The organism is Labrenzia sp. 5N, from assembly GCF_012395805.1.
In the GTDB taxonomy this organism is placed as follows: Bacteria; Pseudomonadota; Alphaproteobacteria; order Rhizobiales; family Stappiaceae; genus Roseibium; species Roseibium algicola.
The window spans coordinates 311161-335477 of record NZ_JAAZTM010000005.1; the positions used below are offsets into that span (position 1 = coordinate 311161).

A 24317-nucleotide genomic window follows, 5' to 3' on the forward strand; every position below is an offset into this window, starting at 1 on the left:
GGGCTCAGCCGTTGGCGATGTACTGGCCGCCGTTGATGGTCATCACCGCGCCGGTCATGAAGGCGGCGGCGTCGGACGCCAGGTAGACCACCGTCTGGGCGATTTCTTCCGGATGGCCGAGGCGGCCGACCGGGATGCCCGAGATGATCGACTGCAGCACTTTTTCCGGCATGGCGGCAACCATGTCGGTGTTGATGTAGCCCGGGCAGACGCAGTTGACGGTGATGCCCTTGAAGGCGTTTTCCTGCGCCAGTGCCTTGGTGAAGCCAATCACGCCGGCCTTGGCCGCGGAATAGTTCGCCTGGCCCATCTGGCCCTTCTGGCCATTGATGGAAGAGATGTTGATGATGCGGCCCGAAGACCGTTCCCGCATGCCGTTGATCACCGGCTTGGTCATGGTGAACATGGAATCGAGGTTCGTCGACAGCACTTCGCGCCACTGCTCGAAGCTCATCTTGTGGAACATGCCGTCGCGGGTGATGCCCGCATTGTTGACCAGCACTTCCACCGGACCCAGTTCGCTTTCCACCTGGGCAATGCCTGCCGCGCAGGCGTCAGGATCGGAAACGTCCCACTTGAAAACGTGGATACCGGTCTCGGCCTTGAAGGCTTCGGCCTTTTCGGTGTTGCCGGCATATGTGGCCGCCACGGTGTAGCCTGCGTCTTTCAGACCCCGCGAAATTGCTTCGCCGATACCGCGCGTACCACCCGTGACCAATGCGACCTTGCTCATTCCCCTTCCTCCTGACTTCCAGTTCCGGGCCCTTTGGGCTCTCTGACATCAATTCAGTCTTGTTTGCTGTTCCCGATCATGGCCGGAGGCCCGGCCATGATCCTTCTTTGCCTTTGCGGCTTAGCGCTCCAGGCACATGGCGACACCCATGCCGCCGCCGATGCACAGTGTTGCAAGGCCTTTCTTGGCGTCGCGGCGGTTCATTTCGTGCAGCAGGGTGGTCAGGATGCGAGCCCCGGACGCACCGATCGGGTGGCCGATGGCAATCGCACCGCCGTTGACGTTGACGATGTCCGGGTTCCAGCCCATGTCCTTGTTGACCGCGCAAGCCTGAGCGGCGAAGGCTTCGTTGGCTTCCACGAGGTCGAGATCGGCAGCGGACCAGCCGGCTTTTTCAAGCGCCTTGCGCGATGCCGGGATCGGGCCGGAGCCCATGATTGCCGGATCGACACCCGCAGTTGCCCAGGAGGCGATGCGGGCGAGCGGCTTCAGGCCGCGCTTTTCGGCTTCGGCGGCGCTCATCACCAGAATGGCGGCTGCACCGTCGTTGATGCCGGAGGCGTTGGCGGCGGTCACGGAACCGTCCTTGGTGAAGGCCGGGCGCAGCTTGGCGACGCTTTCCAGCGTGGCGCCGTGACGGATATATTCGTCATCGGCAACGACGCGCTCGCCCTTGCGTTCCTGCAAGGTTACCGCGGTGATCTCGTCCTTGAACTTGCCGGCCTTCTGGGCAGCTTCCGCCTTGTTCTGGGAAGCAACTGCGAACTCGTCCTGCTGGTCGCGGTTGATCTGCCACTTTTCGGCGACGTTCTCGGCGGTCTGGCCCATGTGATAGCCGTTGAAGGCATCCCACAGGCCGTCCTTGATCATGGTGTCGATCATCTTGTAGTCGCCCATCTTGTAGCCGGCGCGCATGTGGGCGCAGTGCGGCGACAGCGACATGTTTTCCTGGCCGCCTGCCATCATGATGGTGGCGTCGCCTGAGATGATCTGCTGCGCTGCAATGGCAACGGTGCGAAGACCGGAACCGCAGACCTGGTTGAGCGTCCATGCCGTCGCACTATCGGCAATGCCTGCCTTAATGGCAGCCTGACGCGCCGGGTTCTGGCCCTGACCGGCCGTCAGAACCTGACCAAACACGACTTCGTCGATGTCGCCGCCTTCGACGCCGGCCTGTTCCATGGCCGCCTTCATGACAATGGCACCGAGGTCATGCGCCGGGGTGTTGGCAAAGGCGCCATTGAACGACCCCACGGGCGTGCGGGTCGCACTGACAATGACGATATCGGTGAAAGCGCTCATCATACTCTCCAGACTTGAGGCCAATTGACCGTAGTGGACTGGTGCCGCAGGGGCACCTGTCGATGCTTATTATGCATGGACTAGAAACTGCGCTGAGATTTGTGTCAACCGTAACACTCCGTATCGAAGGCCTGTTTTCGCATTTGCGGTATAATCCTTTCGTCAGCGCACATAAAAAGGCTGGCACGATCCGATACGATTGGCTTAGTCTCTTACACGGAGGAGATGACAGGCCTGCGAAAGCCTTGTCGTCAAATGGGAAACTAGCCACAAGGCTGATAGGCGGAATTCACGGATGGCCAAGACCAACGAGCCGACAATCATCAAGAAATACGCCAACCGGCGCCTGTACAACACGGGCACCAGCACCTACGTCACGCTTGAGGACCTGGCGGTGATGGTGAAGGGGGAGGAGGACTTTGTCGTCTATGACGCGAAGTCCGGTGAGGATATTACCCGGTCGGTCCTGACCCAGATTATTTTCGAACAGGAAGGCAAGGGGCAGAATCTTCTGCCGGTCACGTTCCTGCGCCAGCTGATCCGTTTTTACGGCGACAGCATGCAGGGACTCGTGCCGAGCTTCCTGGAATATTCCATGACCTCGCTCACCAAGGAGCAGGAGAAGCTGCGTTCGCAAATGAGCGAAGCTTTCGGCGCAACGGCGTTCGAGGCCATCGAGGACCAGGTCAAGCGCAACACGGAGATGTTCGAGCGGGCCATGAAGATGTTCATGCCCTTTCCGGCCGCAGGGGGAGATCCGGCTGCGACTGCCAACCCGGCGAGCCAGGCCAAGCCGGCAAAGTCCGGCGGGAACGATCTCGACGACATGAAGCGCCAGCTGGAAGACATGCAGAAAAAGATCAACCAGCTCAGCGAAAAGTCCTGAGGCGTTTACGCGACCTGCAATGAGCCGTGATCTGGACCGCATGAACATCGCCATCATTGCGCTTGGCGATGATCCCGTGTTGCTGAAAATCCTCGAGACGTGGTTTGTCGAGGAATGGGCCGATTGGTATGGCCCGGGGCAACCCGGCGATGCGCGGGAAGATCTGGAAAAGTGCCTTCTGCCAAATGCTCGCCTGCCGCGCTGTCTGGTTGCGCTGGACGGAAATCGCAGGCCGTTGGGAACGGTCTCCCTGCGCGATACCTCGCCGGGGTCGGACCTTTATTCCGGCGCCTGGCTGACCGCATTGCTTGTGCATCGCGATTTCCGGAAAGCAGGTATCGGCATCAAGCTGATCGCTGCCGCAGAACGGGAAGCCACCAGGATCGGATTTCCGGAAATTCTGACTGCAACGGCAACGGCCGGGTCGCTCGTCCTCAGACGAGATTGGCAGCAGGTCAAAACACTTCAATCGGCTTCGGGGCCGTTGGATATCTATCGCAAAGCCCTGGAAACTACGTGAGCGGAAGCAGGTGACCTGTTTTCCGAGACGGTGCCGAAGCCCGGAATTGATCGGCCGGGCAAACACTGACACCCATCCTAACGAGCGCCGGTAGCCCGTTCCGAAAAATGGGCGACTTGCTGGATAGCAACCGGCCCATCCTTCAGAACGCTGACCCGGGCGCCACTCAAGAGGGCGTCGAGTGGAAGAGACTTTCCTTAGCCGCAGTCGGCAACAAGGCTTGCAGCGGCAATGCCGGCGACTGCGCAGGCTTCGTCATTGTCGGACGTGTCGCCGGTAATGCCGACAGCGCCAAGGGTTTCGCCTTCGTCGTTCTTCACCAGAACGCCGCCGGGCACCGGTACGATGGCCCCGCCGGAAACGCCGTTCAGAGCGTTGACGAAATGCGGGCGGGACTCTGCATTGGCGTTCAGCCATCTGGTGCCGGTGCCGACAGCGAGTGCACCGATCGCTTTGCCCGTGGCGATCTGCGGACGCATGATCGAGGATCCGTCCTGCCGCTTGAGCAGGATGGCATGACCACCCGCATCGAGGACAGCAACGGTAAGCGGTTTCAGATTCAGCTCGGCTGCTTTTTCATAAGCGGCAGAAATGATGGTCTCTGCCGTTGATAATGTCAGTTTGCGCATTTTCCCACTTCTCCTTAAGGTGCTGACCGCGATACCGATTTGCTAACAGAACATGGCATTGGCGAATAGGCGGCATTCCCGAGAAGCTATTGCTGCGATTCGGAAAGAAAGACACTTCGGCCAGGAGGAATTCAGTGAAGCGTGATTTTCAGGCCCCGGGCCGGTCCCCGGTTTTTGCACGCGAAGCAGCGGCTGCGACCTCTCATCCGCTGGCAACGAGCGCGGCTCTGGAAGTGCTTCAGGCAGGTGGCAACGCGGTTGACGCCGCGATCGCGGCAGTTGCCGTTCAATGTGTTGTCGAACCGCATATGACCGGTATCGGCGGCGACTGTTTTGCCATTGTCATGGAGCCGGATGGACGCCTGACGGGTTTCAATGGCTCAGGTGCAGCCCCGCGGGCCGCGACACCGCAAAAGCTTGCAGAGCTCGGCGTCAAGGACATCACCGACACGTCGCCGCATGCCGTGACCGTACCCGGTGCCATTCGGGCCTGGGAAACGCTGCTGAAGGCGCATGGCACCAAGAGTTTCAAATCCCTGTTCAAACGGGCAATTCAATATGCCCGCGACGGATTTCCGGTTGCCCCGCGTGTCGCGCGTGACTGGGCCGGGGATGTCGACAAGCTGCGCGCCGACGAGGTTTCGGCCGCGCGCTACCTGATCAAGGGCGAAGCACCCAAAACCGGCACGGTTCTGAAATATCCGCGTCTGGCAGACACTCTCTCGGCAATTGCCGAGGGCGGGGCGGATGCCTTCTATTCTGGCCCGGTTGCCGACGACATCGTGAGCGCGCTGCAGTCACGCGGCGGGCTGATGACCCAGGACGATATGGCCGCTTGCCACACGACAGCGGTGTCACCGGTCTTGAGGGACTACAAGGGTCACACGGTGGCCGAATTGCCGCCAAACGGGCAGGGGATCGTTGCCCTGATCATGCTCGGTATTCTGGAACAGTTCGACCTGGAAAGTCTTGATCCGCTCGGTCCGGAACGTTTTCACCTGGAAATGGAAGCCGCGCGTCTGGCCTATGGCGTCCGGGAGCAATTCATCACCGACCCGGGATACATGGATGTCTGCCACACACGGTTGATCGGCGCGGATTATATCGACCAGCTTGCACGGCAGGTGTCGCTGACCAAGCGGATGGACTCGGTCCCGGCAAGTGCGCTGGCTCCGCAGACGGATACGGTCTACCTGACGATCGTCGACAGGGACGGACTTGCGGTTTCCTTCATCAACTCCCTGTTCAGCGGGTTCGGCAGCGGCATTGTCGCTCCGGAAACCGGTGTGCTGCTCCATTGCCGTGGCAGTTCGTTCCGGGCCGGGCCGGGACATGCCAATTCCATCGACGGCGGCAAGCGGCCGATGCATACGATCATCCCCGCAATGGTGCTGAAAGAGGGGGCACCGTTCCTGTCCTTCGGCGTGATGGGTGGCCACTACCAGGCCTGTGGCCATGCACATGTGCTGACCAATATCATCGACTATGGCATGGATGTTCAGGCCGCCATCGACTTCCCGCGCATGTTCTTCGACATCGCCAGCCACGAACTGCAGGCGGAACGACTGGTGCCGCCGTCCACGCTGGATGGCCTTCGCGCGCTGGGCCATTCCGTCGTTCCGGCGTCCGGCCCGATCGGCGGGTCCCAGGCCATCATGATCGACAAGGCCCGGCACTTGCTGACCGCAGGCTCCGATCCACGCAAGGACGGGCATGCCGGAGGCTACTGACCCGGCTGCTGCAGGTCTCCGGACCGCGTCAATTTGAACCTTGTGATCGCCGCCTCACGGGTGTTTGGTGCGGTTGGACGCGCCGATAATCATATGAGGTTTTCAATATGCCCGGATTTTCGAGGCGGGAGATCCTGCTTGGCGGCGCCGGGGCGCTGACGGCGTTTGCAGCCGGTGGACTTGGTGCCAGGCAGGCACTGGCCGCCGAGCACAGCCTGACCCTTTCAAGACTCAATCATTCCGTGCTGCCGGAAACGGTTACGGCTGACATGATGAGCTTCAGCCCCAGTGGTCCGCCACCGGTGCTGCGGTTCCGCAAGGGGCAGACCACCACGATCGACGTGAAGAACGCGCTTGATGAAGCGTCGGTGGTGCATTGGCACGGGCTCAGGATCGCCAACAACATGGATGGCGTACCCTATCTGACGCAATATCCGATCGAGGCGGGAAACGCGTTCCGCTACGAGTTCACGCCGCCTGACGCCGGCACCTTCTGGTACCACCCGCATTGCAACACGCTGGAACAGATCGCCCGGGGAATGACCGGGGTGATCGTGGTGGAAGACGAGGAAGATGCCGGCTTCGACAGCGACCTGCCACTGAATATTCGTGATTTCCGGCTTGGGGGCGACGGCCAGTTCATTGCCTTCTACAAGCCTCGCAATGCCGCGCGAGGCGGCACGCTCGGAACCGTTTCGACAGTCAACTGGCAACCACAGCCCGTTTATGAACTTGCCGCGGGCTCTCTCGTGCGTCTGCGTCTGGCTGTTACCGATCTCACAAGGGTCGGCAGATATACAGTTTCCGGTGCCGAGGCACTGACAATCGCGATCGACAGCAACCCGTTGCCGCAGCCGGTGGCGATGGACGAAATCGTGCTTGCGCCCGGCCAGCGGGCTGATGTTGCCCTGCGTGTGCCGGACAGTGAAGACGAGGTCGCCACGCTTGTTCTGAAAAAGCCGAATGGCGACAAGGTGCTGGCGACGTTCCAGCCCAAGGGCGCGTCAGCCGGCAGGGACCTGCGAGAACTGAAGCCACTCAAGCCGAACCCTGTGCCACAGGCAGACCTTGCCAATGCCGAGGTTCTGGATTTCGTGTTCGGCTGGTCTCCGGGCGGGGATGCGCCGCAGGCCAGCATCTGTGGTTCGCTCGGCTATACCTTCTGGTCGATCAACCGGGTGGCCTGGGGTGGGGATGTGCCGGGGCCGTTCGATCCGCTGGCGACCATGCGGCACGGCAAGTCCTACATCCTGCGCTTCCGAAACGAATCACCGAACGATCATCCGATCCATCTGCACGGCATGTCGTTCCAGTTGCTGCGGTCGAACAAGCGAAAGCTGCCGCCGCTGGTGACGGATACCGCGCTGCTTCTGGAAGAAGAAACCATGGAAGTGGCCCTGGTTGCCGACAATCCAGGCGACTGGGCATTCCATTGTCATGTGATCGAACACCAGAAAACCGGCCTGGCCGGTTTCCTGCGTGTAGAAGCCTGAGCGTTTTCCGACAGGTCAGGCAGACAGGGAGATCGTGTAGGAGCGTTCGTCGCCGTCTTCGGCGGCGGATGCATATTGCGCGACATGCTGCCGGCGCTCCAGCCAGGTCTGCTCGTCAAACGAGTCTCCGGCCAGAAGCTGGGTGGCATATTCGGCATGGGCGCCGTAATAGGCGTCACGCTGAGAAGCCTGTGCGGCGAGATGTGCGGGGACGACATCCAGAGCGCCAAACTGACCATTTGAGGTCGAACCGAAGCCGGTTCTTTCAGTCGGAGCGGTTACCGGCTTCTGCCGGATGCGCATGGGATGGATGGCCGATACGGGTCTTACTTGCATTTCAATCTCCGGGGTGGGCCAGTCCGTGGCCAGTCTTTCGGAGGTCCGGGGAGTCCGGATCTGTTTTTCAATATAGTGTCTCTGACAACAGAAAAATGTGACGCGCGTCACACTTTGACGGGAGAGGGATTTGCCCGCTGCTGTCTAGAGATAACGGTTGTCAGCAGAATTTGTTCCCGGTGCCTTCATTTCGCGCGGTGCTTCTGCCTCCAGCCTCTGCAGTTCGGGTGATATGCCCCCTCCAGGATCCTCACCTGAAGCATGTTCGGGCAAACCAAAAAAAGACCCGGAGCAATGCCCCGGGTTGAAGGTCTCCAGTGGTACTTCTGGAACTTTAAAACAGGTTGGCCTAGCGCTCGGTCTTGAGCAGTCGGCCAGCAGGGCGCTGGCGTGGCAAGGCAGCAGTTGCCCGATAGGAGTTCACGCCGGTGAGAGGCTCAGTTTGCCTGCGGAACCTTGTCTGGGGCTCTCCATCTCGCGTCGCGATCAGATGGGCGAGGAAAATAGAGTTCGGGCGGTAGCGCGCGCTGAAGGCAATCTGCTCGCGCTCAAGCTCCGGTTCCACGGGAACGGGGAGATACGTGTCAAAGGTCGCCTGCCGCTCGGACTCCGTCTCTCCCACGGAGGGACGCTTCCGCCTCACATTGGCACGACCTGCAGAAGAAACCGGGTTAACTCGCACGATTTAACGCCTCATTGTTTCAGAATGGCACGCCCAAGGCTGCCTCACCCGAAACGTCGCAATCACCGTGCCACGTTAACCTCTTGTTAACTTTTTGTCCGCAGAAAACCGCCGATCCGCATTAACAATCGTTAATGCAGTGGCGCAAAATCGGACACTTTTCAGTGGGAAGTGGGGATAGCGGTGGTAACCGGAACCGGCCCGTTGCAGGCAGGGGCAAGTCCTGACGGCAAAGGGAATCAGGTTTGACCTGCGGGGGGAGGACTCAGGCTGAACGGTGTTCCGACAGTTCTGGCAGCCGGACCGCGAGTGGCAGAGCGAAGTCCTCGGCGGTCAGTTTCTCACTCCTCAGAAGATGCTGCAGGCTCACGGCAACCGACATGGCATCGTCGAGAGCGTCGTGTTGCCGCCCTTCCGACGTCTTTAGGCCAAAATACTCCGCCAGACGACCGCTCGTCATTTTGCCCATATCCTCAACGGGGGTGCCCGCATTCAAGATCAGGCCGATGGCGTTGCCGAAGCGGCGGGCGGGGATGGGTGGTGTCAGGCCTTCGATATAGGAACTGATCGCCAGAAGGGTGAGTTCGTCCTTGCCCCAGGACCAGAAATTCGCCCCTTCTGCGAAGGCTGAGAATCTTTCCAGTGCGTCGGCGTGGGCAATGCCTTCGCGGTCGATGTCCGCCTGGGTAATGCCGGTCAGCTCGGTGAAGAAAGGATCTACATTCGGGTGCCTGCCGAACCTGTCCCTCGGCTTGATCAGGACATTGAATGTGTCGAGAATGTCATAACCGCCCCCGAGCGAGAGTTTCACCGCGCCAATCTGGGCGACATTCGGATCCGGATCCAGCGGGCCGCACCATTGCCGGCTCATGGCGCTGGGCGCGGTCAGATATTCGCAGTCGTAAATGATCACGTGATGCATGAAAAAGAGGTCCGTCCGATCAAAAGAAAGAAAAAGCGAGGGCGGCCAGAAACAGAAGAACGGTTGAATAGAACGTCAGGGCAAAGCCGAAGGCCCTGGCGGCCGCGCCTTTTTCATAACCGTTCCAGAACAGAGCGCGTCCGCACCAGAACAGGAGTGCGGCGGCAGGCAAAGCGCCGAGATACCCGGCCGGGGCCAGTGCTGCGAATGCGATGTAGGTAAGGGCGGCCAGCGTGGTCTGTTCCAGCGTGTTCTGGAGCACGGCCTGCAACAGCTTGGCCTTTTCGGTGCCTGAGGTCAGTCCGCTGCCGTCGATATCCTCCGGTGTGAAAAAGCGATGCCGCGCCAGAAGGCCTATCGACAAAAGCAGCCAAAAAGCGCCGGCCAGCAGACATTGGGCTGCCAGCGTAAGGCGGGCTTGCGGCGAGCCGTCCGGCAGCCAGTCCTGCGGATACTGAACGGCGCCAAGGCCAAGCCCGGTGGCCGCGACGATTACCGCCGCAATCATGCCCTTCATGACGCCATGTTGTTTCACTGTCAGGGGCAACCTGCTGCCTCGCTTTCGCTGACGGAACCGACACAGGAACAGGACCACATCGGGCTTCAAAAGAAAAGCGTTGGCAGGCCTCGGCGCAGGCAGACTGGCGCGGCCAGGAGGCCGCGCCAGTGCAGGAGATCGTTTTTGAGCCCGTCAGTCCGGCGCCTTGCCGGTCCAGGCGCTGCGGTCGATGTCGAGATCCGCGAAGTTGTCAGGGTTCAGCACCGGTCGGGCGACACCTTCCCGAAGCTGGCTCTTGAAGTCGTCCAGGATCCGCTTTGCCGTCGGGAACAGCATCATCAGAGCCAGTAGGTTGACGACAGCCAGGACGCCCATCAGCGGATCGGAGAAGAAGAACACCGAGGTTGCATTCGGTGCCGTCGCCCCCAGGAACACGACGCCCATCACGGCGACCCTGAGAACGTGCAGGGCCATGGTGCTGGATGTCATCGAACTGAGGGCGTTTTCGCCGAGGTAGTAGTTGTAGATGATGGAGCTGAAGGCGAAGAGCAGCACCGCGCCGGTCAGGAAATAGCTCGTCCAGCCACCGAGGTGGGAGGCAAGCGATTGCTGGGTCAGGACGACGCCGTCAACGCCTTCTGCGCCCGGCGCATAGACATCGCCGAGCAGGATGATCAGCGCCGTGCAGGTGCAGATGATCATCGTGTCGATGAAGACCGAAAAGGACTGGGTGATGCCCTGGCTGATCGGGTGCCGGACTTCCGCCGTCGCGGCAACGTTGGGAGCCGAGCCGAGGCCGGCCTCGTTGGAGAACAGCCCGCGGCGCAGGCCTTGCGCAAGGGCTGCGCCCATGCCGCCGCCGACCACTTCTTCCAGCCCGAAAGCGTTGAGAACGATGGAATAGATGACGCCGGGCACCTCGGTGATGTTGAGAAGGATGATCACCAGCGCCATGCCGATATAGCCGACGGCCATGATCGGCACGATGACGTCGGCTGCCTTTGCAATGCGGTGGATGCCGCCAAAGACGATCAGGCCGGTCAGCACGGTCAGGCCTATGCCCGTCCACAACCGGCCGATGCCGAGGCTTTCTTCCGCGGCGCCCGCCACGGTGTTGCCCTGGAAGGCGTTGAAGCCGAAGGCGAAGGAGGCCATGAGGCAGAGTGCATAAAGCACCGCAAGCCAGCGGTAATCGGCGCCAAGGCCATGGATGATGGTGCGGGCGGGTCCGCCACGATAGGTACCGTCACCCGTGGAGCGCTTGTAGAGCTGGGCGAGCGAACACTCGATCAGGCTGGTTGCCATGCCGACAAGGGCAACGGCCCACATCCAGAAGACCGCGCCGGGACCACCGAGCGTGATCGCCACGGCGACACCGGCGATATTGCCGCCGCCAACCCGGCCGCCGACAGACAGAAGCAGGGCTTCGCGGGCAGAGATCGCGTTGGGATCACCCGACTGGTTCTTGGAAGACAATACGCGGAACATACGCAGGAAGAAGCGTAGCTGAACGAAACCGGTAACGACCGTGAAGAAGATGCCAATGACGACGAGAAACGGGATGAGTGCCCACCCCCAGGTCAGGTCGCCGATTAGGGCGAAGAACGCCTCGACAAGCTGCATGGATCCAACCCTCCTTGTTTTCCGCAAGGCTGACGAAGGGTCAGCCTCATCGGAACCGGAAGGGTAGGCTTCAATTTCCGGGGTTTGCAATAAAAAAGAGAGGTGCTTGAAAATGCAGCTTTGAATTGCCGGGTTGATAGGCAGCCACCAGGCAACAAAAAACGCGGCTCGAATGAACCGCGTTTTTCAAATCGGATAGGGAAGCCTGCCTTAAGCGGCCAGAGAGCCCTGAGCCTGATCAACCAGGGCCTTGAAGGCATCCGGCTGGTTGATGGCGAGGTCGGACAGAACCTTGCGGTCGACTTCGATGCCGGCCTTGTTCAGACCGTCGATGAAGCGGCCATAGGTCATGCCGTGCTGGCGGGTTGCCGCATTAATGCGCTGGATCCAGAGCGAACGGAAGTTGCGCTTCTTGGCCTTGCGGTCGCGATAAGCGTACTGGCCGGCTTTCTCGACGGCCTGCTTGGCAACGCGGATGGTATTCTTGCGGCGGCCGTAATAGCCTTTTGCTGCCTTGATTACTTTTTTGTGGCGAGCGTGGGCGGTAACGCCCCGTTTGACGCGTGACATTTAGGTGATCTCCTTCGGGGCTGGCTTTATGCGTAGGGCAGGAACTGCTTCACGATCTTTGCATCCTGGTCGCTCAGCGTGGTGGTGCCACGGGCGTTGCGGATGAACTTGTTCGTGCGCTTGATCATGCCATGACGCTTGCCGGCCTGCGCGGTCTTCACCTTGCCGGTCGCGGTCACTTTGAAGCGCTTCTTGGCGCCGGACTTCGTTTTCAGCTTGGGCATTTTGCATCCTTTCCTTGGTGCATCCGTTCAGAACGGATACTCTTTTGTTGGTGCATTCAGAGCCGACACGGCATGCCCTCGGTTGTCGAAAACGGTCTGCGCAAGAACACAGAAAACCAGTCCACGACGAGCCGGACGACTCTGGACCGGGCGCTTATATGGGAGCTTTCCTTGGAATGCAACCGGTTTGCGCGCCTTTTTTGGCGGTTTTGGCCAGATCTGCGGCAGGGTCCACCGCGGCGAAAGCAGTCGCCGCGGAGACCGGCGTACGCCAGCAAGGCCGATCAGGCAGCCAGATCGCATTCCTGCCGGGCGGCCTGAAGGCTGGCAGAGACCTTTTCAGGATCGGCGACGGTGCCTTGCACGGCAATGAAGCGGATATCCTCAAGGCCCAGGAACGACAACAGGAACTTGAGGTAAGGCTGAACGAAGTTGGCCGCGGCAAAGGGCTGGCCGTCAAGATAGCCTTCGGCCCCATAGGCGGAGATCACCACCGCGCGCCGGGTTTTTGCAAGTCCCTGAAAGCTGTTGCCGTCAAACGAAAATGTGTGCCCGACACGAACGATCTGGTCGATCCAGGCCTTGAGCGCCGCGGGAACTGCGAAATTGTAGATCGGCGCGGCAATCAGCAGGGTGTCGGCTTCCTGAAGTTCGGCGATCAATTTGTCGGAAAGGGCTGTCGCTTCCTTCAGGTCTGCGGTCATGGAGGCGGGCTCGGTATAGAAACCTTCGATGGTCTTCTGGCCGATGATCGGGATGGAGCCATCGGCAACATTTCGCGTGATGACGCGGCAGTCGGGATGTTTGCGGCGGTAGCTTGCCTCGAAATGATCGGCAATGGCGGTGGAGTGCGAACCGGTCTGGCGGGAACTGGAATTGATGCGCAGAAGCAGTGTCATGCGGGTATCTCCTGGTTGGATGATGCCCGGAGGTTATTTCTGCGCATGTGGAGGAAAAACACTGTGGCTCGCAGGATATTCGTGCTTATTCTGCATGAATGGATCTGCAAGCCCTCAAGACAATCCTGCTCGTCCGCGACCTTGGCAGCCTGGCAGCTGCCGCGCGGGCGCTGGATCTCGATGCCTCGAATGTGTCCCGGACGGTTTCTGCAATCGAGCGGGAGCTTGGTCAGCGGCTGTTCCAGCGCAGCACGCGCAAGCTGTCGCTGACGGAGGCGGGCGAGGCCTATCTCCAGCGGGTTGCGCCGCTTGTGGAGGAGATCGAGGCGGCGAACGAGGACATTGCCGCCAGAAGCCAGCAGCCAAGGGGAACCTTGCGCATGACGGCGTCGGTTGCCTTCGTGCTGGAAGGAATCGTCCCGCTTCTGCCGGTGTTTCACGACCGGTACCCGGATATCTCGGTCGAGCTTTTCCCCTCCGACAGCAATCTAGATCTTCTGGCCGAAGGACTGGACCTTGCTATCCGCCTGGCTGCGGCGCCGAAAGGCGATCTCATTTCCACAAAGCTGCTGCAAACCCATTACCGGGTGGTGGCCTCGCAGGACTATCTTGAAAGGGAAGGGCATCCGGAAGCGCCGGGTGACCTGTCTGCCCGAAATTGCCTGTGTTTTGCATTGCCGGATTTTCGCAATGCCTGGCGCTTCAGGCTTGGGGATGACGCGCCCTTCGATGTGGAAGTGTCGGGCAGAACGACAATTTCAAGCGCGCTTGCGCTACGCGAAGCAGCCAGGCTTGGCCTTGGTCCGGCATTGCTGGCCGACTGGCTGATTGCGAGCGACCTGAAGGACGGCAGGCTGGTCGATCTCTTTCCCGACCACACGTGTGCTCCGGCGAACTTCGAAACCGCCGCATGGATCCTTTATCCGAGCAGGGCCTATCTGCCACTCAAGGTGCGGGTGATGATCGATTTTCTGAAGACAGAGTTCGCCCGGGCAGACGCATTGTCCACCCGGGCAAGGAATTGATTCAGGCATTCACGTCGACGACGACACGGCCCTTGACCTGGCCCTTCAGGATGTCGGCGCCAAGCGCCGGCAGGTCTTCAAGGGTTGCCGGGTGGATCATCGCTTCCAGCTTGTCCATCGGCAGGTCTTTCGCCAGCCGTTCCCAGGCTTTCAGGCGGCCGTCATACGGCTTCATGACGCTGTCGATGCCCAGCAGGTTGACGCCGCGCAGCAGGAAAGGGATGACGGTTGCCGGCAGATTGGAGCCGCCTGCAAGGCCGACGGCTGCAACGGATGCGCCGTATTTCATTTGGCCGAGAACACGTGCGAGCATCGGACCGCCGACAGCATCGATGCAGCCCGCCCAGGTTTCGCTTTCCAGGGGGCGCTTGACCGTTTCGGCAACGTCATCGCGCGGCACCACGCGGGCGGCGCCAAGAGACTTCAGGTAATCCCAGGTGCTCTCGCGTCCGGTGACGGCGGCAACCTCGTAGCCGAGATTGGCCAGAATGGCGGTTGCGACGGAGCCGACGCCGCCAGCGGCACCGGTGACCAGAACCGGCCCGTTTTCAGGCTTCAGCCCGTGCTCCTCAAGCGCCATGACCGCAAGCATGGCCGTGAAGCCGGCTGTGCCGATGGCCATGGCGTTGCGCGTGGTCAAGCCTTCCGGCAATGGGACGAGCCACTCGCCCTTTACCCGTGCCTTCTGGGCGTAGCCGCCCCACCACGCTTCGCCGACGCGCCAGCCGGTCAGCACCACCTTGTCGCCCGGCTTGTACCAGTCGTCGGAGCTTTCCTCGACGGTTCCGGCAAAGTCGATGCCGGGCACATGCGGATAGTTTCGAACCAGTCCCCCTCCCGGGCCAAGGCACAGGCCGTCCTTGTAGTTGAGCGTGGAGTATTCCACGGCAACGGTGACATCGGCTTCCGGCAACCGGCTCACGTCGATGTTCTCAATCGAGGCGTGGGTTTTGCCGTCTTCGTCCTTGTCGACAATCAGTGCCTTGAAGGTCATGAGCTGTTCCCTTTTCTCTTCGGTTTCAGGCGGCGGCTTCCGCCGCCGGGCCGGACCAGTCGATCTGGCAGATTTCAGCACTTCTGCCGTCAAAATCCCAGACCCTGCCGTAAGCGCGCACGCGGCCTTGCGTGGCGGTGGCGACCGTGATGTCCGAACCCATCCAGTATTCGGTGTTCTTGACGACGATATCCTCGTCCGGATTGGCGCCGCGCACAGGCTCCACCTCGCCCTTGATCGCCTTGCCGACGATCAGGCGGCGTTTCTTGCCTTCGTTGGTGTAGGAGACCGGAGCGCGTTCGGCGCCCAGAAACTCGCTGACCAGAACCCGGAACAGGCCGGTGGTGCCCTTGGCCTGGCCGGAGAAGATCTTGATCAATCCGTCATAGGCCGCTTCGCTGGCGCGCTCGTCGATATAGGCGGCGGCCTTCCAGTTGCCGCGGGCCATCAGGCCCGGAATTTCCAGGACGAGGCCGACATTGAGGCCAGAGAGGTCCTCGCCCTCATAGTGGCCTTCGTCAATGCGCACACCCGCCCAGGCCTGGCAGTAACCCTCTGTGGGCGGGTGTTTGCCGAGCGACACCACGCAGGGGCAGAAGACGGTGCAATTGCAGTTGAGGATCAGTTCTCCTCTGATGGCCCAGCCGGACATGATTTTCTCCCTATATGGTTATTGGTAATAACGGCAGAACCAGAACGACCAGTCCGGCCAGAATGAGGAAAACGCCGACCGGCGCGGTAAGTTTCGCGCCGATGTCGGGAAGTTTTTCCAGTGTCATCAGCACCATGGCGCCTCCCATGAAGGCGAGATTCATGGTGCCGGCGACAAACGCGAGCAGCATCAAGGCCCAGCAGCAGCCAAGGCAGACGGTACCAAGTCTGAGGCCAAGCGAAAGCCCGCCCCGGGCCCCCGGCTGCCAATGGCTGAAGAAAAAGGTCAGCGGGCTCCGGCAGGAGCTGAGGCAGGCCTGCTTGAGACGGCTGAACTGATAAGCCCCTGCCAGCAGCAGCAGCGCTGCGTTCAACGGGTTGGAAACGGATTTGCCGAATGGATCGAGCAAGTTCTGTCCTGCCAGCCAGACCTGAAGAGAACCGGCCAGAAGCGAAAATCCGAGCCAGACAGCCAGATACCCACCCACAAGCGCGGCCAGCGGCAAGATGCCTGCGGCGGCAGTCTGTGTCAGCTGCGCATAGGTGCGAAAAGCGGGAAAGGCTGTTGGTGCCATCATCGCCAGGGCCATCAGGGCCCACATCAGGGCGGCGACCCCGAAGCCGGCATTGGCGGCTGTTGCCGAGCACAGGGACAGGAATGCCTCCAGCGGCTGCCCCATGGTTAGCCCGGTAAGCTGCCAGTCCGTGGTTTCCCTCAGGCCGTCTGCCTGCATGGCGAACAGGATGGCCCAGGCCACCAGAATGGCGGCATAAAAGGTCAGCCAGAACGCTCTGTGGCCAGGCATGAGCCGCGCAACGGTGTCCACCCGATCCTCCCGATAAATTTTCGCCTAGGCTGCGGGGGCAGTCTCTAAAAGTCAAACATTTAATTGTCAGACATTTAAACAATTTGTTTGACCGTGTCGGGTCGTCTCTTTAGGTTTGCCGGGGTTCAGGCGAAAATCCGGAGGTTCTTTTGGCGATTGAATTCAACACGATTCAAAAAGAGGGCCTTTCGGTCCAGATCGCCAATGCCATCCGCAATGCCATTCTCGAAGGTCGCCTTGCCGGTGAGGAGCGCCTGCCGAGCGAAGCCGATCTGGCGGAGCGCTTCGGCGTGTCGCGGTCGACTGTTCGCGAGGCCTTGAAACGGCTTGCCGCCCAGAACCTTATCCGCAGCGAGCGGGGCTCTTCCGGTGGGGCTTTCGTCAATCGCATGACCTGGGCCGAAGCTCAGGACAACCTGATGACGACCACGCGGCTCCTGATCGGCATGAACGACATTCCGCTGGAAGACGCCATCGAGGCCCGCTTTGCGCTGGAAGCTGCCGCGCTGCCCCTGGCGGCGGAAAAACGCACCGACGACCAGCTGGCCGAACTTGCCCGTGAAATTTCCCGGCAGAGAAACCGTGACACAAGCGACGAGGACTTTTGCGCGTCGGACGTCGCCTTTCATTCGGCCGTGGCGCGGGCAACGGACAACCCGATCCTGGTTTTCCAGTTGTCGGCCGCCTTCGAGGCGATGCAGCCACTCATGAACATGCTGGTCTACCGCCTGCGCGACCGCGAACGGATCGCCGATCTGCATCAGGCCCTGGCCGATGCGCTGGCCGCGCGCGACAGCGCCGGGGCCGCTCAGCATCTGGACGCCCTGTCGGCCTATACGCGGGAACTGGCGGCGCAAAGGCGCAAGCCGCGCAGCGCATAACGCCCCTTTTCAGGGATGTCTGTCCTTGTCCATGCGAAGCTGGTAGGCGATTTCTGTCGCGCCCAAGCCTGAAAGCCTAGTCATGTCAGAGGCTTGCCAAATAAGTAACTCTACGGCATTGTTCAATCTAATCCTAAAGTCTAATATAGACGAAAGTCGAAGTTCGAATCGTGGCGAATTTGCCTCCCACGTCTGCCGAGACGGTCACCGGATGCGCCATCTGTTTGAAAAGGTCGGCTTTTGTACGCCCGGTCACCCCTGGCCGGGCGTACAGGTCTGAACAGAGCTTGCGCCTGCGCGGCAGGAGCGCTCTTCACCATAGGGAGCAGTGCCATGAAATTCTGGAGCATCGCCGTCGTCGCCATGATCCTCGCCGGTGTCGCCGCCACCAAGGCCGCCAACCCCAGCCATGCCCTGACCGACGGCTCCGTCGCCACCGGCATCCCGGTCACGACGCTGCACACGCCGGTCACGCCGTAAGGCAACCAGCAAACGTCCGGCGCAGGCGCCCTTTGCCTGCGCATTCAAACCTGTTTTAAGCCACTCGGCTTGGCTGCATCCCCTGTGCGCAGCCTTCTTCCGTCTTTCAGCCGAGATAGATCTGAAGGGCGTGTGCCCTGATCTCCGGATTGCTTGCAGGTTTCGTTGAGATGGCCTTTGCGATTTCTTCCGCAAGGCGTGGGGCAAGCTCTTTAAAGTCACATTCAGTAAACTCGGAGCGTTCTGTTTCGATCATCAACGCCTCAGCAGGCTCAATGGCCTGCCAATAGACCTCGCAGTCGCCAGCTTCCATACCGAGCCGAGCGCATCTTTAAGCGATGCGCGACTAATCACGCCCATCGGAAACAGGTTCTGTTTCGAGCTTTCTGGATCTTCCAGATTTTTTGAAATGTTGAGAAAACTGGTGACCCCGGCGCGATTCGAACGCGCGACCCTCAGATTAGGAATCTGATGCTCTATCCTGCTGAGCTACGGGGCCTTGATGCGGTCGATTAGCATGATTTGACGTCCGTGGCGACCCCTGGCTGCAACAGACTGTAGCTGCCGATGGGGATTGTTTGTCGAGGACGCCGGTGCACGGCGAGGGGGATGCTGACGCGCCTTGGGGCCGCTCCCACGTTGTCCTGATTTTTACTGCCGTTTTACTGGCGTGTCTTGGACTTGCCTTATTCGCTGCTTAGCAGTTTGGATCATCGTGACCGCTTTCTCAGCCTTGCCCGATGCCATGCATGTTGTCGGGTGACGTGTGCCTTGCGCTGCCTGCCTGCGGGAAGCGCTCCGGAAAAGGGTCGCGTACCAAGGTGAAGGAAACGGACGTGCCACAGTGGCGACAGAAAACGGGATGGAGAAAGGCCGGGCAGGTGACAACCCTGCGCATGGCTGCCGCTCCGTTGCTTGCCGGCTGTGCTGCCGTTCTGCTGACCCAGGCCGTTGCCGTTGCCGCTGACGAGCGCGCGCGGGTGGAGCGCCCGGAAACATCCGTGGCCGCCGATGTTTGCGCCGGGGTGCGGGAACAAACCGTTCAGGTGACCTTCGACAGCAGTGAAGCCTTGTTCGTGTCCGCTGCCGGAGACCGCTTCCTCGCGAGTGATATCCAGATGCCGATGCAGGCGCCAGGACAGGCGGGCGGCGAAGATGCCGGCCGGAACACCTTGCAAGCCTATCTGGAAAGTCAGCCTGATCTGGAGCTGGCCGCAGTCGCGGCTGGACCGGAAAACCGCTGGGGGCTAACGCCTGGCTGGGTGTTCGTTTCGGATGATGGCCATTCCGCGCTTCTGCAGGAACAGCTTTTGAAGGCAGGCGTTGCCATTTTTGCTCCGGGTCATGCCGGAGCTGAGTGCGCAGACACCTTGCGAGCCGCGGAAACGCAGGCAAGCCTGGCACGAGCGGGCCTTTGGGGCGAGACATCGCCGCGTCTTGTCTATTCCGCAGCCGCGCCAAAGTCTTTCAGCGACGCTTCCGGGCACTATGTTATTGCAAGAGGACGTATTGTTTCCCTTGGAAAAACCCGCAGCACCCGTTATCTGAACTTCGGAAAATACTGGAAAACAGATTTCACGGTCACGCTGAAGGCTTCAGCTGAGGATGACGTCAACACGGCCCTCGGGCGATCCGGCTGGACGCTGGATGCCCTGGAAGGGCAGGTTGTCGAAATACGCGGCTCCGTCCAGGAAAGGGACGGACCGTCTATGGTGCTCCGCCATCCGGAGCAACTGGTGGTACTGAATGACAAAAGGGCAGGACGTGACGGCCAAAGCAGCAACTGATTTCCGTCAGCCGGCATGTGTGCCCGCACGGCGCGGCCTGCGCCGGACCTGGCTGCGCAACCTTGTTGCAGGCGGTTCCGCGCTTCTGGTGGCCTCCTGCCAGCTGCTGGGTGACGGACCGACCGTCGGCACGGTAACGCCCGGTACATTGCGTCCCAACCTTGCGGCCGATATCGGCGAGCGCGAGCATCCGCGTGTGGTGGCGACCTATGGCGGTGTCTACAAGGACGCCGGGGCGGAGCGGGCTGTTGCAAGCGTCGTCGGCCGGCTGGTGGCGGCATCGGAAGACCCCTCGCAGAGCTACAAGATCACCATTTTGAATTCGCCGGCCATCAACGCTTTCGCCTTGCCGGGCGGTTATCTTTATGTCACGCGCGGTCTCTTGGCCCTTGCCAACGACACGTCGGAAGTTGCCGCCGTGCTGGCGCACGAGATGGCGCATGTGACGGCGAACCACGCAATCAAGCGCCAGCAACGTGCTGAAGCCAAGCAGCTTGCCAACAAGATCCTGACCGACGTGGTGCAGGACAGCGAGGAAGCCCGCAAGGCGATCATCTCGTCGCAGCTTTCCTTTGCCCGCTTCAGCCAGGTGCAGGAGCTGGAAGCCGACGATATCGGTGTGAAGACCCTCGCAAGGGCAGGGTTCGACCCCTATGCCGCTGCACGGTTCCTGCGGTCCATGGCAGCGTTCGCCCGCTACCAGTCCGCCGACAAGTCGGGCTCGACCGCGCCAGACTTCCTGTCTTCCCACCCTTCCACGCCGGAGCGCTTGCAGATCGCCATCCGCGCAGCCCGGCAGATCGGTGCACCGGGCATCGGCGAACGTGACCGCACCCGCTATCTCAGCCAGATCGACGGCATGCTGTTCGGCGACGACCCGCTTGAAGGGTTCGTCCGTGGACGTTCGTTCCTGCACAAGGCGCTCGGCATCAGCTACACCGTGCCTTCCGGCTACATTCTGGAAAACACGCCCGAAGCGGTTCTGGCCAGCAATGGCGACGGCACGGCGATCCGGTTCGACGGAGCAGATGTCAGCAGCTATTCTGGCCTGCGTGATTACATGAACTCCGGCTGGATCAACGGCCTGCTGCCCGAAAGCGTCCGCGAAACGACGATCAACGGTCTGCCGGCGGTCACCGGGGCGGCCATCACCCAGGGCTGGTCCTTCCGCATTGCAGTGATCCGGATCGGCAAAACAGGATATCGCTTCATCTTTGCCAGCCGCTCGCCCAATGAAACGTTCGACCGGGATTTCCACCAGACGGTGGAAAGCTTCCAACAGCTGTCGCCGACCGAGCGTGCCCGCCTGCGCTCGCTCCGGATCAAGGTCGTCACCTCCAAGCCGGGCGACACACCGCGGAAACTGGCGATCGGCATGAGCGGTGTCGAGCCTTCACGGCGGTTGGAATTCTTCTCCATCCTGAACGATCTGAACGCCGATCAGGCGATCCCGACAGGCACGGCGATTAAGCTGATCGTCGACTGATGGTTTTTCTCCCGGTTCGGCTCCGGCATTTGTCTGGCTGAAAACTGACGCAGCTCAAAAAAAGGCGGACCGGAAGGTCCGCCCGTCAGAGTTACTTGGAGGAGATAGAGGTCAGGTGCTGTAGGCGGCCCTGTCCGGCTGTGCTGCCAGCAGGGCGGATTTCAGTTTTTCCATGGCCCGGCTTTCAATCTGCCGCACGCGTTCCTTGGAAATGCCGAGTTTCACGCCAAGCGATTCCAGCGTGGCGCCCTCTTCCGACAGGCGTCTTTCACGCACGATCTTCAATTCGCGCTCGCTGAGAACCTCCAGGGCGGAGGACAGCCAGCGACGTCGGCGTTCGGCATCGATGTTGACGGTCACGATCTCGTCCGGCAACGGGGCATCGGACACCAGGAAGTCCTGACGGTCCGCGCTGGAGCCTTCGCTGTCGGTTACAGGGGCGTTCAGGGAGGTGTCAGGGCCGGACAGCCGCGCATTCATGAGGGCGACGTCGGACTGCTTGACGCCGATTGCGTCGGCGATCTTCTGGTGAAGCTCGCTGTCTGTCAGAGGAGTCTGATTGCCGGAGAGCTTGGCGCGCAGGCGCCGAAGGTTGAAGAACAGGGCTTTCTGGGAGGAAGAGGTGCCACCGCGAACGATCGACCAGTTGCGCAGGATATAGTCCTGGATGGAGGCGCGGATCCACCACGTGGCATAGGTGGAAAAGCGCACTTCCCGTTCCGGTTCGAACCGGGCGGCGGCCTCCAGAAGACCAACATGGCCCTCCTGGATCAGATCGCCAAGCGACAGCCCGAAGTTGCGGAATCGTGAGGCAACGGCAATGACCAGGCGCATGTGCGAGAGCGATAATTTTTCAAGCGCTTTCTCATCCCGGTTATGTCGCCAGCGGATCGCAAGCTCCAGTTCCTCTTCGCGCGTGAGGTAGGGGGCTTTCATCGCGGCCCTTACCAGTTGACGTTTCTCGCTCTGGGACATGATCGACGCTCCGATATGTTATCGGGGGAAATACGTACCGAAGCGTAGGTTAGATCACTTATCGCTACCGTTGGGGCAGTTTTTGTGCACTTTCGCGTGAACAGCGCGCGAGGTGGTGGTGCCAAAACGAATAAGGGCCCGGATTTCTCCAGGCCCTCGTCGATTTTCGCGTTCGGAAAATCCGCTTGGATCAAGCGGCTTCTTCCTTGTCCTCGTCGTCTTCCGCTGCAGCTTCCTCAGCGGCTTTGATGCGGCTCGGAGATTTTGCCAGGTTCTGTTCGATCTGCTTGACCGCTTCGGTTTCGGAACATTTGTTCACTGCCGCGATTTCGCGGGCCATACGGTCGAGCGCAGCTTCGTAGAGCTGGCGTTCAGAGTAGGACTGTTCCGGCTGGTTTTCAGAGCGGAAAAGATCGCGAACCACTTCAGAAATCGCGATCAGGTCGCCGGAGTTGATCTTGGCTTCATATTCCTGAGCGCGGCGGCTCCACATCGTCCGCTTAACGCGCGGGCGGCCACGAACGGTCTCGAGAGCCTTCTTGACGGCCGCAGGGTCGCCAAGCTTGCGCATGCCGACGGAGGCAATCTTTGCCACCGGGACACGAAGGGTCATCTTGTCCTGTTCAAAAACGATAACGAGCAACTCCAAAGAGTGACCTGCAACGTTCTGCTCTTCAATGGCGGTAATCTGGCCGACGCCATGCGCCGGATAAACAATGTACTCGCCCGTCTTGAAACCTTGGCGCTGCGCGGTCTTTTTGGTGTTCGTTGCCATACTCGTATTCTCTCCTGCGCAGTTGGCGGTCCGGGTTCGGACCGATGACGGACCGCAGTGCGGTCCCCTGTTCTTGTGCGACACGAACCCCGCAGAGCGATCCGTAATGGAACGCCTGTTGATATGCGGCGTGTCAGGGCTGGTCAGTCGACGTTTTCCACTTTAGAACCTTGATCAGTCATATGAGCTGCCGGGAGCTTGATCTGTCCGGTTGTTGATACCCGGGACAGTTTTCAAAGACTCCGTTTTGGGGGTTGTTCTCGTGGTTGGCGACTATCTTCCATGTGTACCACACTTTTGTGGAAAATTAAAGTACTGAGCTTTAATGGTGCCAAAACACCACAATGGCCCCGCCCGGTCGCCACGGGCAGGTACCTGAAAAAGATGGAAGAATCGCCGTTTTAAGCAGTTCTTGTTTGTCTTGCGGCAGTCTGCCGCACAAGCAGTTTTCGCGAATCAGGACGCAGGATTCGGCGAAAAATACTTTTCGAACTTGTTTTCCTTGCCGTCAAACTCTTCAGCGTCCGGCAACGGTTCTTTTTTCTCAGTGATGTTCGGCCACTTCTCAGAGTATTCGGCGTTGACCTCGATCCATTTCTCGAGGCCGGGCTCCGTGTCAGGCAAAATTGCCTCCGCCGGGCATTCCGGCTCGCAGACGCCGCAGTCGATACATTCGTCCGGATTGATGACGAGGAAATTCTCACCCTCGTAGAAACAGTCCACCGGGCAGACTTCAACACAGTCGGTGTATTTGCATTTGATGCAATTGTCCGTGACGACGTAGGTCATCGCTATCCTCATTCGGCGCCGGGCAGCCTGCAGCCGATTTGCGCAAGGCCCTGGCGGTCAGTTTCGTGCCGCTCTTACAAAGAAGGCGCACGTATAACGTCTGGTGCAGATGTTGGGTATCGTTTTTGTCAAACGGGCGCAAGCGCTCTGGATGACGCAGTCCGGGCCTGAAAGAGAAAGTTTTTCTGTTTTCCGGGCTTTGGCAGGAAACAGTGTCAATCGCCACCGCGGAACGCGTCGATTTTCCGCCGCTCGCGCTTGGTCGGGCGTCCGGCGCCGGCCTCGCGCTGCGCAGGTGCAGGCGGCGGTGGGGCATCCTTCGGCGGGGGAGGCGGCGAGAGATCCTCGTAAAGCTTGCGGGCCTCTTCATAGGGACCGCGCCTGGTGCCCAGGGCAAGGATCTTGAGGACGAGGATACGGCGATCCAGGCCGATGGTCAGAACGTCGCCGGTTCGGACAGTCTTGCTGGCGGAATCGATCTTGTCCTTGTTCACCCGGACATGACCGGATGTCGCCAGCTTCTGGGCAAGAGAGCGGGATTTGGTGACCCTGGCGTACCAGAGCCACTTGTCGATGCGCAGGCTGCCGGCGGCAGCATT

Annotated in this window: 28 protein-coding genes and 1 tRNA gene; 9 read left to right on the forward strand and 20 right to left on the reverse strand. The window is 60.5% G+C overall.

Going from position 1 to position 24317, the window contains the following annotated elements:
• Positions 1-4: 4 nt before the first annotated feature.
• Together phbB and HEP89_RS08875 are read right to left on the reverse strand one after the other, a co-directional pair.
• Positions 5-733 (reverse strand): acetoacetyl-CoA reductase, encoded by a 729-nt coding sequence (gene phbB / locus HEP89_RS08870; protein WP_023002597.1) that lies wholly within the window; start codon positions 731-733, stop codon positions 5-7.
• A 120-nt stretch (positions 734-853) separates the two neighbouring features.
• Positions 854-2035 carry an acetyl-CoA C-acetyltransferase gene (locus HEP89_RS08875; protein WP_031270058.1) on the reverse strand — a complete coding sequence of 394 codons (1182 nt, stop codon included), beginning with the start codon at positions 2033-2035 and terminating at the stop codon, positions 854-856.
• A 295-nt stretch (positions 2036-2330) separates the two neighbouring features.
• Here HEP89_RS08875 and phaR point away from each other — a divergent pair, with 295 nt between their 5' ends.
• Together phaR and HEP89_RS08885 are read left to right on the forward strand one after the other, a co-directional pair.
• Positions 2331-2921: a polyhydroxyalkanoate synthesis repressor PhaR gene (phaR, locus tag HEP89_RS08880; protein ID WP_023002599.1), complete on the forward strand. Its 591-nt coding sequence runs from the start codon at positions 2331-2333 to the stop codon at positions 2919-2921.
• A 19-nt stretch (positions 2922-2940) separates the two neighbouring features.
• Positions 2941-3441 carry a GNAT family N-acetyltransferase gene (locus HEP89_RS08885; protein WP_168691809.1) on the forward strand — a complete coding sequence of 167 codons (501 nt, stop codon included), beginning with the start codon at positions 2941-2943 and terminating at the stop codon, positions 3439-3441.
• A 197-nt stretch (positions 3442-3638) separates the two neighbouring features.
• On the opposite strand, the gene HEP89_RS08890 is transcribed toward HEP89_RS08885, so the two are convergent.
• On the reverse strand, positions 3639-4070 hold the full coding sequence (locus HEP89_RS08890) for a heme-binding protein (protein WP_168691810.1): 432 nt from the start codon (positions 4068-4070) through the stop codon (positions 3639-3641).
• Positions 4071-4204: 134 nt separating this feature from the next.
• On the opposite strand from HEP89_RS08890, the gene ggt reads away from it, so the two are divergent.
• Together ggt and HEP89_RS08900 are read left to right on the forward strand one after the other, a co-directional pair.
• The gene (gene ggt, locus HEP89_RS08895; protein ID WP_168691811.1) at positions 4205-5800 is read left to right on the forward strand and encodes a gamma-glutamyltransferase; all 1596 of its coding nucleotides are present in this window, start codon (positions 4205-4207) and stop codon (positions 5798-5800) included.
• Positions 5801-5907: 107 nt separating this feature from the next.
• Complete coding sequence (locus HEP89_RS08900; protein ID WP_168691812.1) at positions 5908-7293, forward strand: multicopper oxidase family protein; 1386 nt, start codon at positions 5908-5910, stop codon at positions 7291-7293.
• Between the two features lie 15 nt (positions 7294-7308).
• Here the strand turns inward: HEP89_RS08900 and HEP89_RS08905 are convergent, their stop codons facing one another.
• The 8 genes from HEP89_RS08905 to HEP89_RS08940 all read right to left on the reverse strand — a co-directional run bounded on the left by HEP89_RS08905 (position 7309) and on the right by HEP89_RS08940 (position 13048).
• Positions 7309-7629: a hypothetical protein gene (locus tag HEP89_RS08905; protein ID WP_168691813.1), complete on the reverse strand. Its 321-nt coding sequence runs from the start codon at positions 7627-7629 to the stop codon at positions 7309-7311.
• Positions 7630-7978: 349 nt separating this feature from the next.
• Positions 7979-8251: a hypothetical protein gene (locus HEP89_RS08910; RefSeq protein ID WP_031270062.1), complete on the reverse strand. Its 273-nt coding sequence runs from the start codon at positions 8249-8251 to the stop codon at positions 7979-7981.
• A gap of 325 nt (positions 8252-8576) precedes the next feature.
• Positions 8577-9233 carry a 3'-5' exonuclease gene (locus HEP89_RS08915; RefSeq protein ID WP_168691814.1) on the reverse strand — a complete coding sequence of 219 codons (657 nt, stop codon included), beginning with the start codon at positions 9231-9233 and terminating at the stop codon, positions 8577-8579.
• Between the two features lie 19 nt (positions 9234-9252).
• Positions 9253-9768, reverse strand: a complete 516-nt coding sequence (locus HEP89_RS08920; RefSeq protein WP_209014551.1) for an MAPEG family protein — start codon at positions 9766-9768, stop codon at positions 9253-9255.
• Between the two features lie 156 nt (positions 9769-9924).
• Complete coding sequence (locus HEP89_RS08925; protein WP_023002608.1) at positions 9925-11355, reverse strand: alanine/glycine:cation symporter family protein; 1431 nt, start codon at positions 11353-11355, stop codon at positions 9925-9927.
• Positions 11356-11565: 210 nt separating this feature from the next.
• On the reverse strand, positions 11566-11925 hold the full coding sequence (rplT, locus tag HEP89_RS08930; protein ID WP_168691815.1) for a 50S ribosomal protein L20: 360 nt from the start codon (positions 11923-11925) through the stop codon (positions 11566-11568).
• A 26-nt stretch (positions 11926-11951) separates the two neighbouring features.
• Complete coding sequence (gene rpmI, locus HEP89_RS08935; RefSeq protein ID WP_023002610.1) at positions 11952-12149, reverse strand: 50S ribosomal protein L35; 198 nt, start codon at positions 12147-12149, stop codon at positions 11952-11954.
• 284 nt (positions 12150-12433) lie between these two features.
• Positions 12434-13048, reverse strand: a complete 615-nt coding sequence (locus tag HEP89_RS08940) for an NAD(P)H-dependent oxidoreductase (protein WP_168691816.1) — start codon at positions 13046-13048, stop codon at positions 12434-12436.
• A gap of 98 nt (positions 13049-13146) precedes the next feature.
• Here HEP89_RS08940 and HEP89_RS08945 point away from each other — a divergent pair, with 98 nt between their 5' ends.
• Complete coding sequence (locus tag HEP89_RS08945; RefSeq protein WP_168691817.1) at positions 13147-14073, forward strand: LysR family transcriptional regulator; 927 nt, start codon at positions 13147-13149, stop codon at positions 14071-14073.
• Position 14074: 1 nt separating this feature from the next.
• Here HEP89_RS08945 and acuI read toward each other — a convergent pair whose 3' ends face one another.
• From acuI to HEP89_RS08960, 3 genes are read right to left on the reverse strand one after another with little or no spacing between them, the layout of a single operon-like run.
• Entirely contained in the window at positions 14075-15067 is a 993-nt protein-coding gene (acuI, locus tag HEP89_RS08950; protein ID WP_168691818.1) for an acryloyl-CoA reductase, read from the reverse strand.
• 25 nt (positions 15068-15092) lie between these two features.
• Positions 15093-15719 carry a DUF1326 domain-containing protein gene (locus HEP89_RS08955; protein WP_023002616.1) on the reverse strand — a complete coding sequence of 209 codons (627 nt, stop codon included), beginning with the start codon at positions 15717-15719 and terminating at the stop codon, positions 15093-15095.
• A 10-nt stretch (positions 15720-15729) separates the two neighbouring features.
• Positions 15730-16545 (reverse strand): DUF2182 domain-containing protein, encoded by an 816-nt coding sequence (locus HEP89_RS08960; protein ID WP_209014553.1) that lies wholly within the window; start codon positions 16543-16545, stop codon positions 15730-15732.
• A 149-nt stretch (positions 16546-16694) separates the two neighbouring features.
• Between HEP89_RS08960 and HEP89_RS08965 the strand changes: the two genes are divergently transcribed.
• Both HEP89_RS08965 and HEP89_RS08970 read left to right on the forward strand, forming a co-directional pair.
• A complete protein-coding gene (locus HEP89_RS08965) occupies positions 16695-17426 on the forward strand; it encodes an FCD domain-containing protein (RefSeq protein ID WP_077291434.1) in 732 nt (243 codons plus the stop codon).
• Between the two features lie 333 nt (positions 17427-17759).
• Positions 17760-17906: a hypothetical protein gene (locus tag HEP89_RS08970; RefSeq protein WP_023002620.1), complete on the forward strand. Its 147-nt coding sequence runs from the start codon at positions 17760-17762 to the stop codon at positions 17904-17906.
• A gap of 106 nt (positions 17907-18012) precedes the next feature.
• On the opposite strand, the gene HEP89_RS08975 is transcribed toward HEP89_RS08970, so the two are convergent.
• Together HEP89_RS08975 and HEP89_RS08980 are read right to left on the reverse strand one after the other, a co-directional pair.
• A complete protein-coding gene (locus tag HEP89_RS08975) occupies positions 18013-18219 on the reverse strand; it encodes a hypothetical protein (RefSeq protein ID WP_168691819.1) in 207 nt (68 codons plus the stop codon).
• A gap of 109 nt (positions 18220-18328) precedes the next feature.
• Positions 18329-18405 (reverse strand) — tRNA-Arg (locus HEP89_RS08980).
• A 382-nt stretch (positions 18406-18787) separates the two neighbouring features.
• Between HEP89_RS08980 and HEP89_RS08985 the strand changes: the two genes are divergently transcribed.
• Both HEP89_RS08985 and HEP89_RS08990 read left to right on the forward strand, forming a co-directional pair.
• Positions 18788-19693, forward strand: coding sequence for a hypothetical protein (locus tag HEP89_RS08985; protein ID WP_168691820.1), 906 nt, complete (start codon positions 18788-18790; stop codon positions 19691-19693).
• Positions 19653-21179, forward strand: coding sequence for a M48 family metalloprotease (locus HEP89_RS08990; protein WP_208984639.1), 1527 nt, complete (start codon positions 19653-19655; stop codon positions 21177-21179). The genes HEP89_RS08985 and HEP89_RS08990 overlap by 41 nt, the downstream gene beginning before the upstream one ends.
• 111 nt (positions 21180-21290) lie before the next feature.
• Here the strand turns inward: HEP89_RS08990 and HEP89_RS08995 are convergent, their stop codons facing one another.
• The 4 genes from HEP89_RS08995 to HEP89_RS09010 form a co-directional block, all read right to left on the reverse strand.
• Positions 21291-22154: an RNA polymerase factor sigma-32 gene (locus HEP89_RS08995; RefSeq protein ID WP_055660074.1), complete on the reverse strand. Its 864-nt coding sequence runs from the start codon at positions 22152-22154 to the stop codon at positions 21291-21293.
• Between the two features lie 190 nt (positions 22155-22344).
• Entirely contained in the window at positions 22345-22929 is a 585-nt protein-coding gene (locus HEP89_RS09000) for a CarD family transcriptional regulator (protein ID WP_023002626.1), read from the reverse strand.
• A 456-nt stretch (positions 22930-23385) separates the two neighbouring features.
• Positions 23386-23718, reverse strand: coding sequence for a ferredoxin FdxA (fdxA, locus tag HEP89_RS09005; protein ID WP_031270075.1), 333 nt, complete (start codon positions 23716-23718; stop codon positions 23386-23388).
• Between the two features lie 215 nt (positions 23719-23933).
• Positions 23934-24299, reverse strand: a complete 366-nt coding sequence (locus HEP89_RS09010) for an RNA-binding S4 domain-containing protein (protein ID WP_088665223.1) — start codon at positions 24297-24299, stop codon at positions 23934-23936.
• Between the last annotated feature and the right edge of the window lie 18 nt (positions 24300-24317).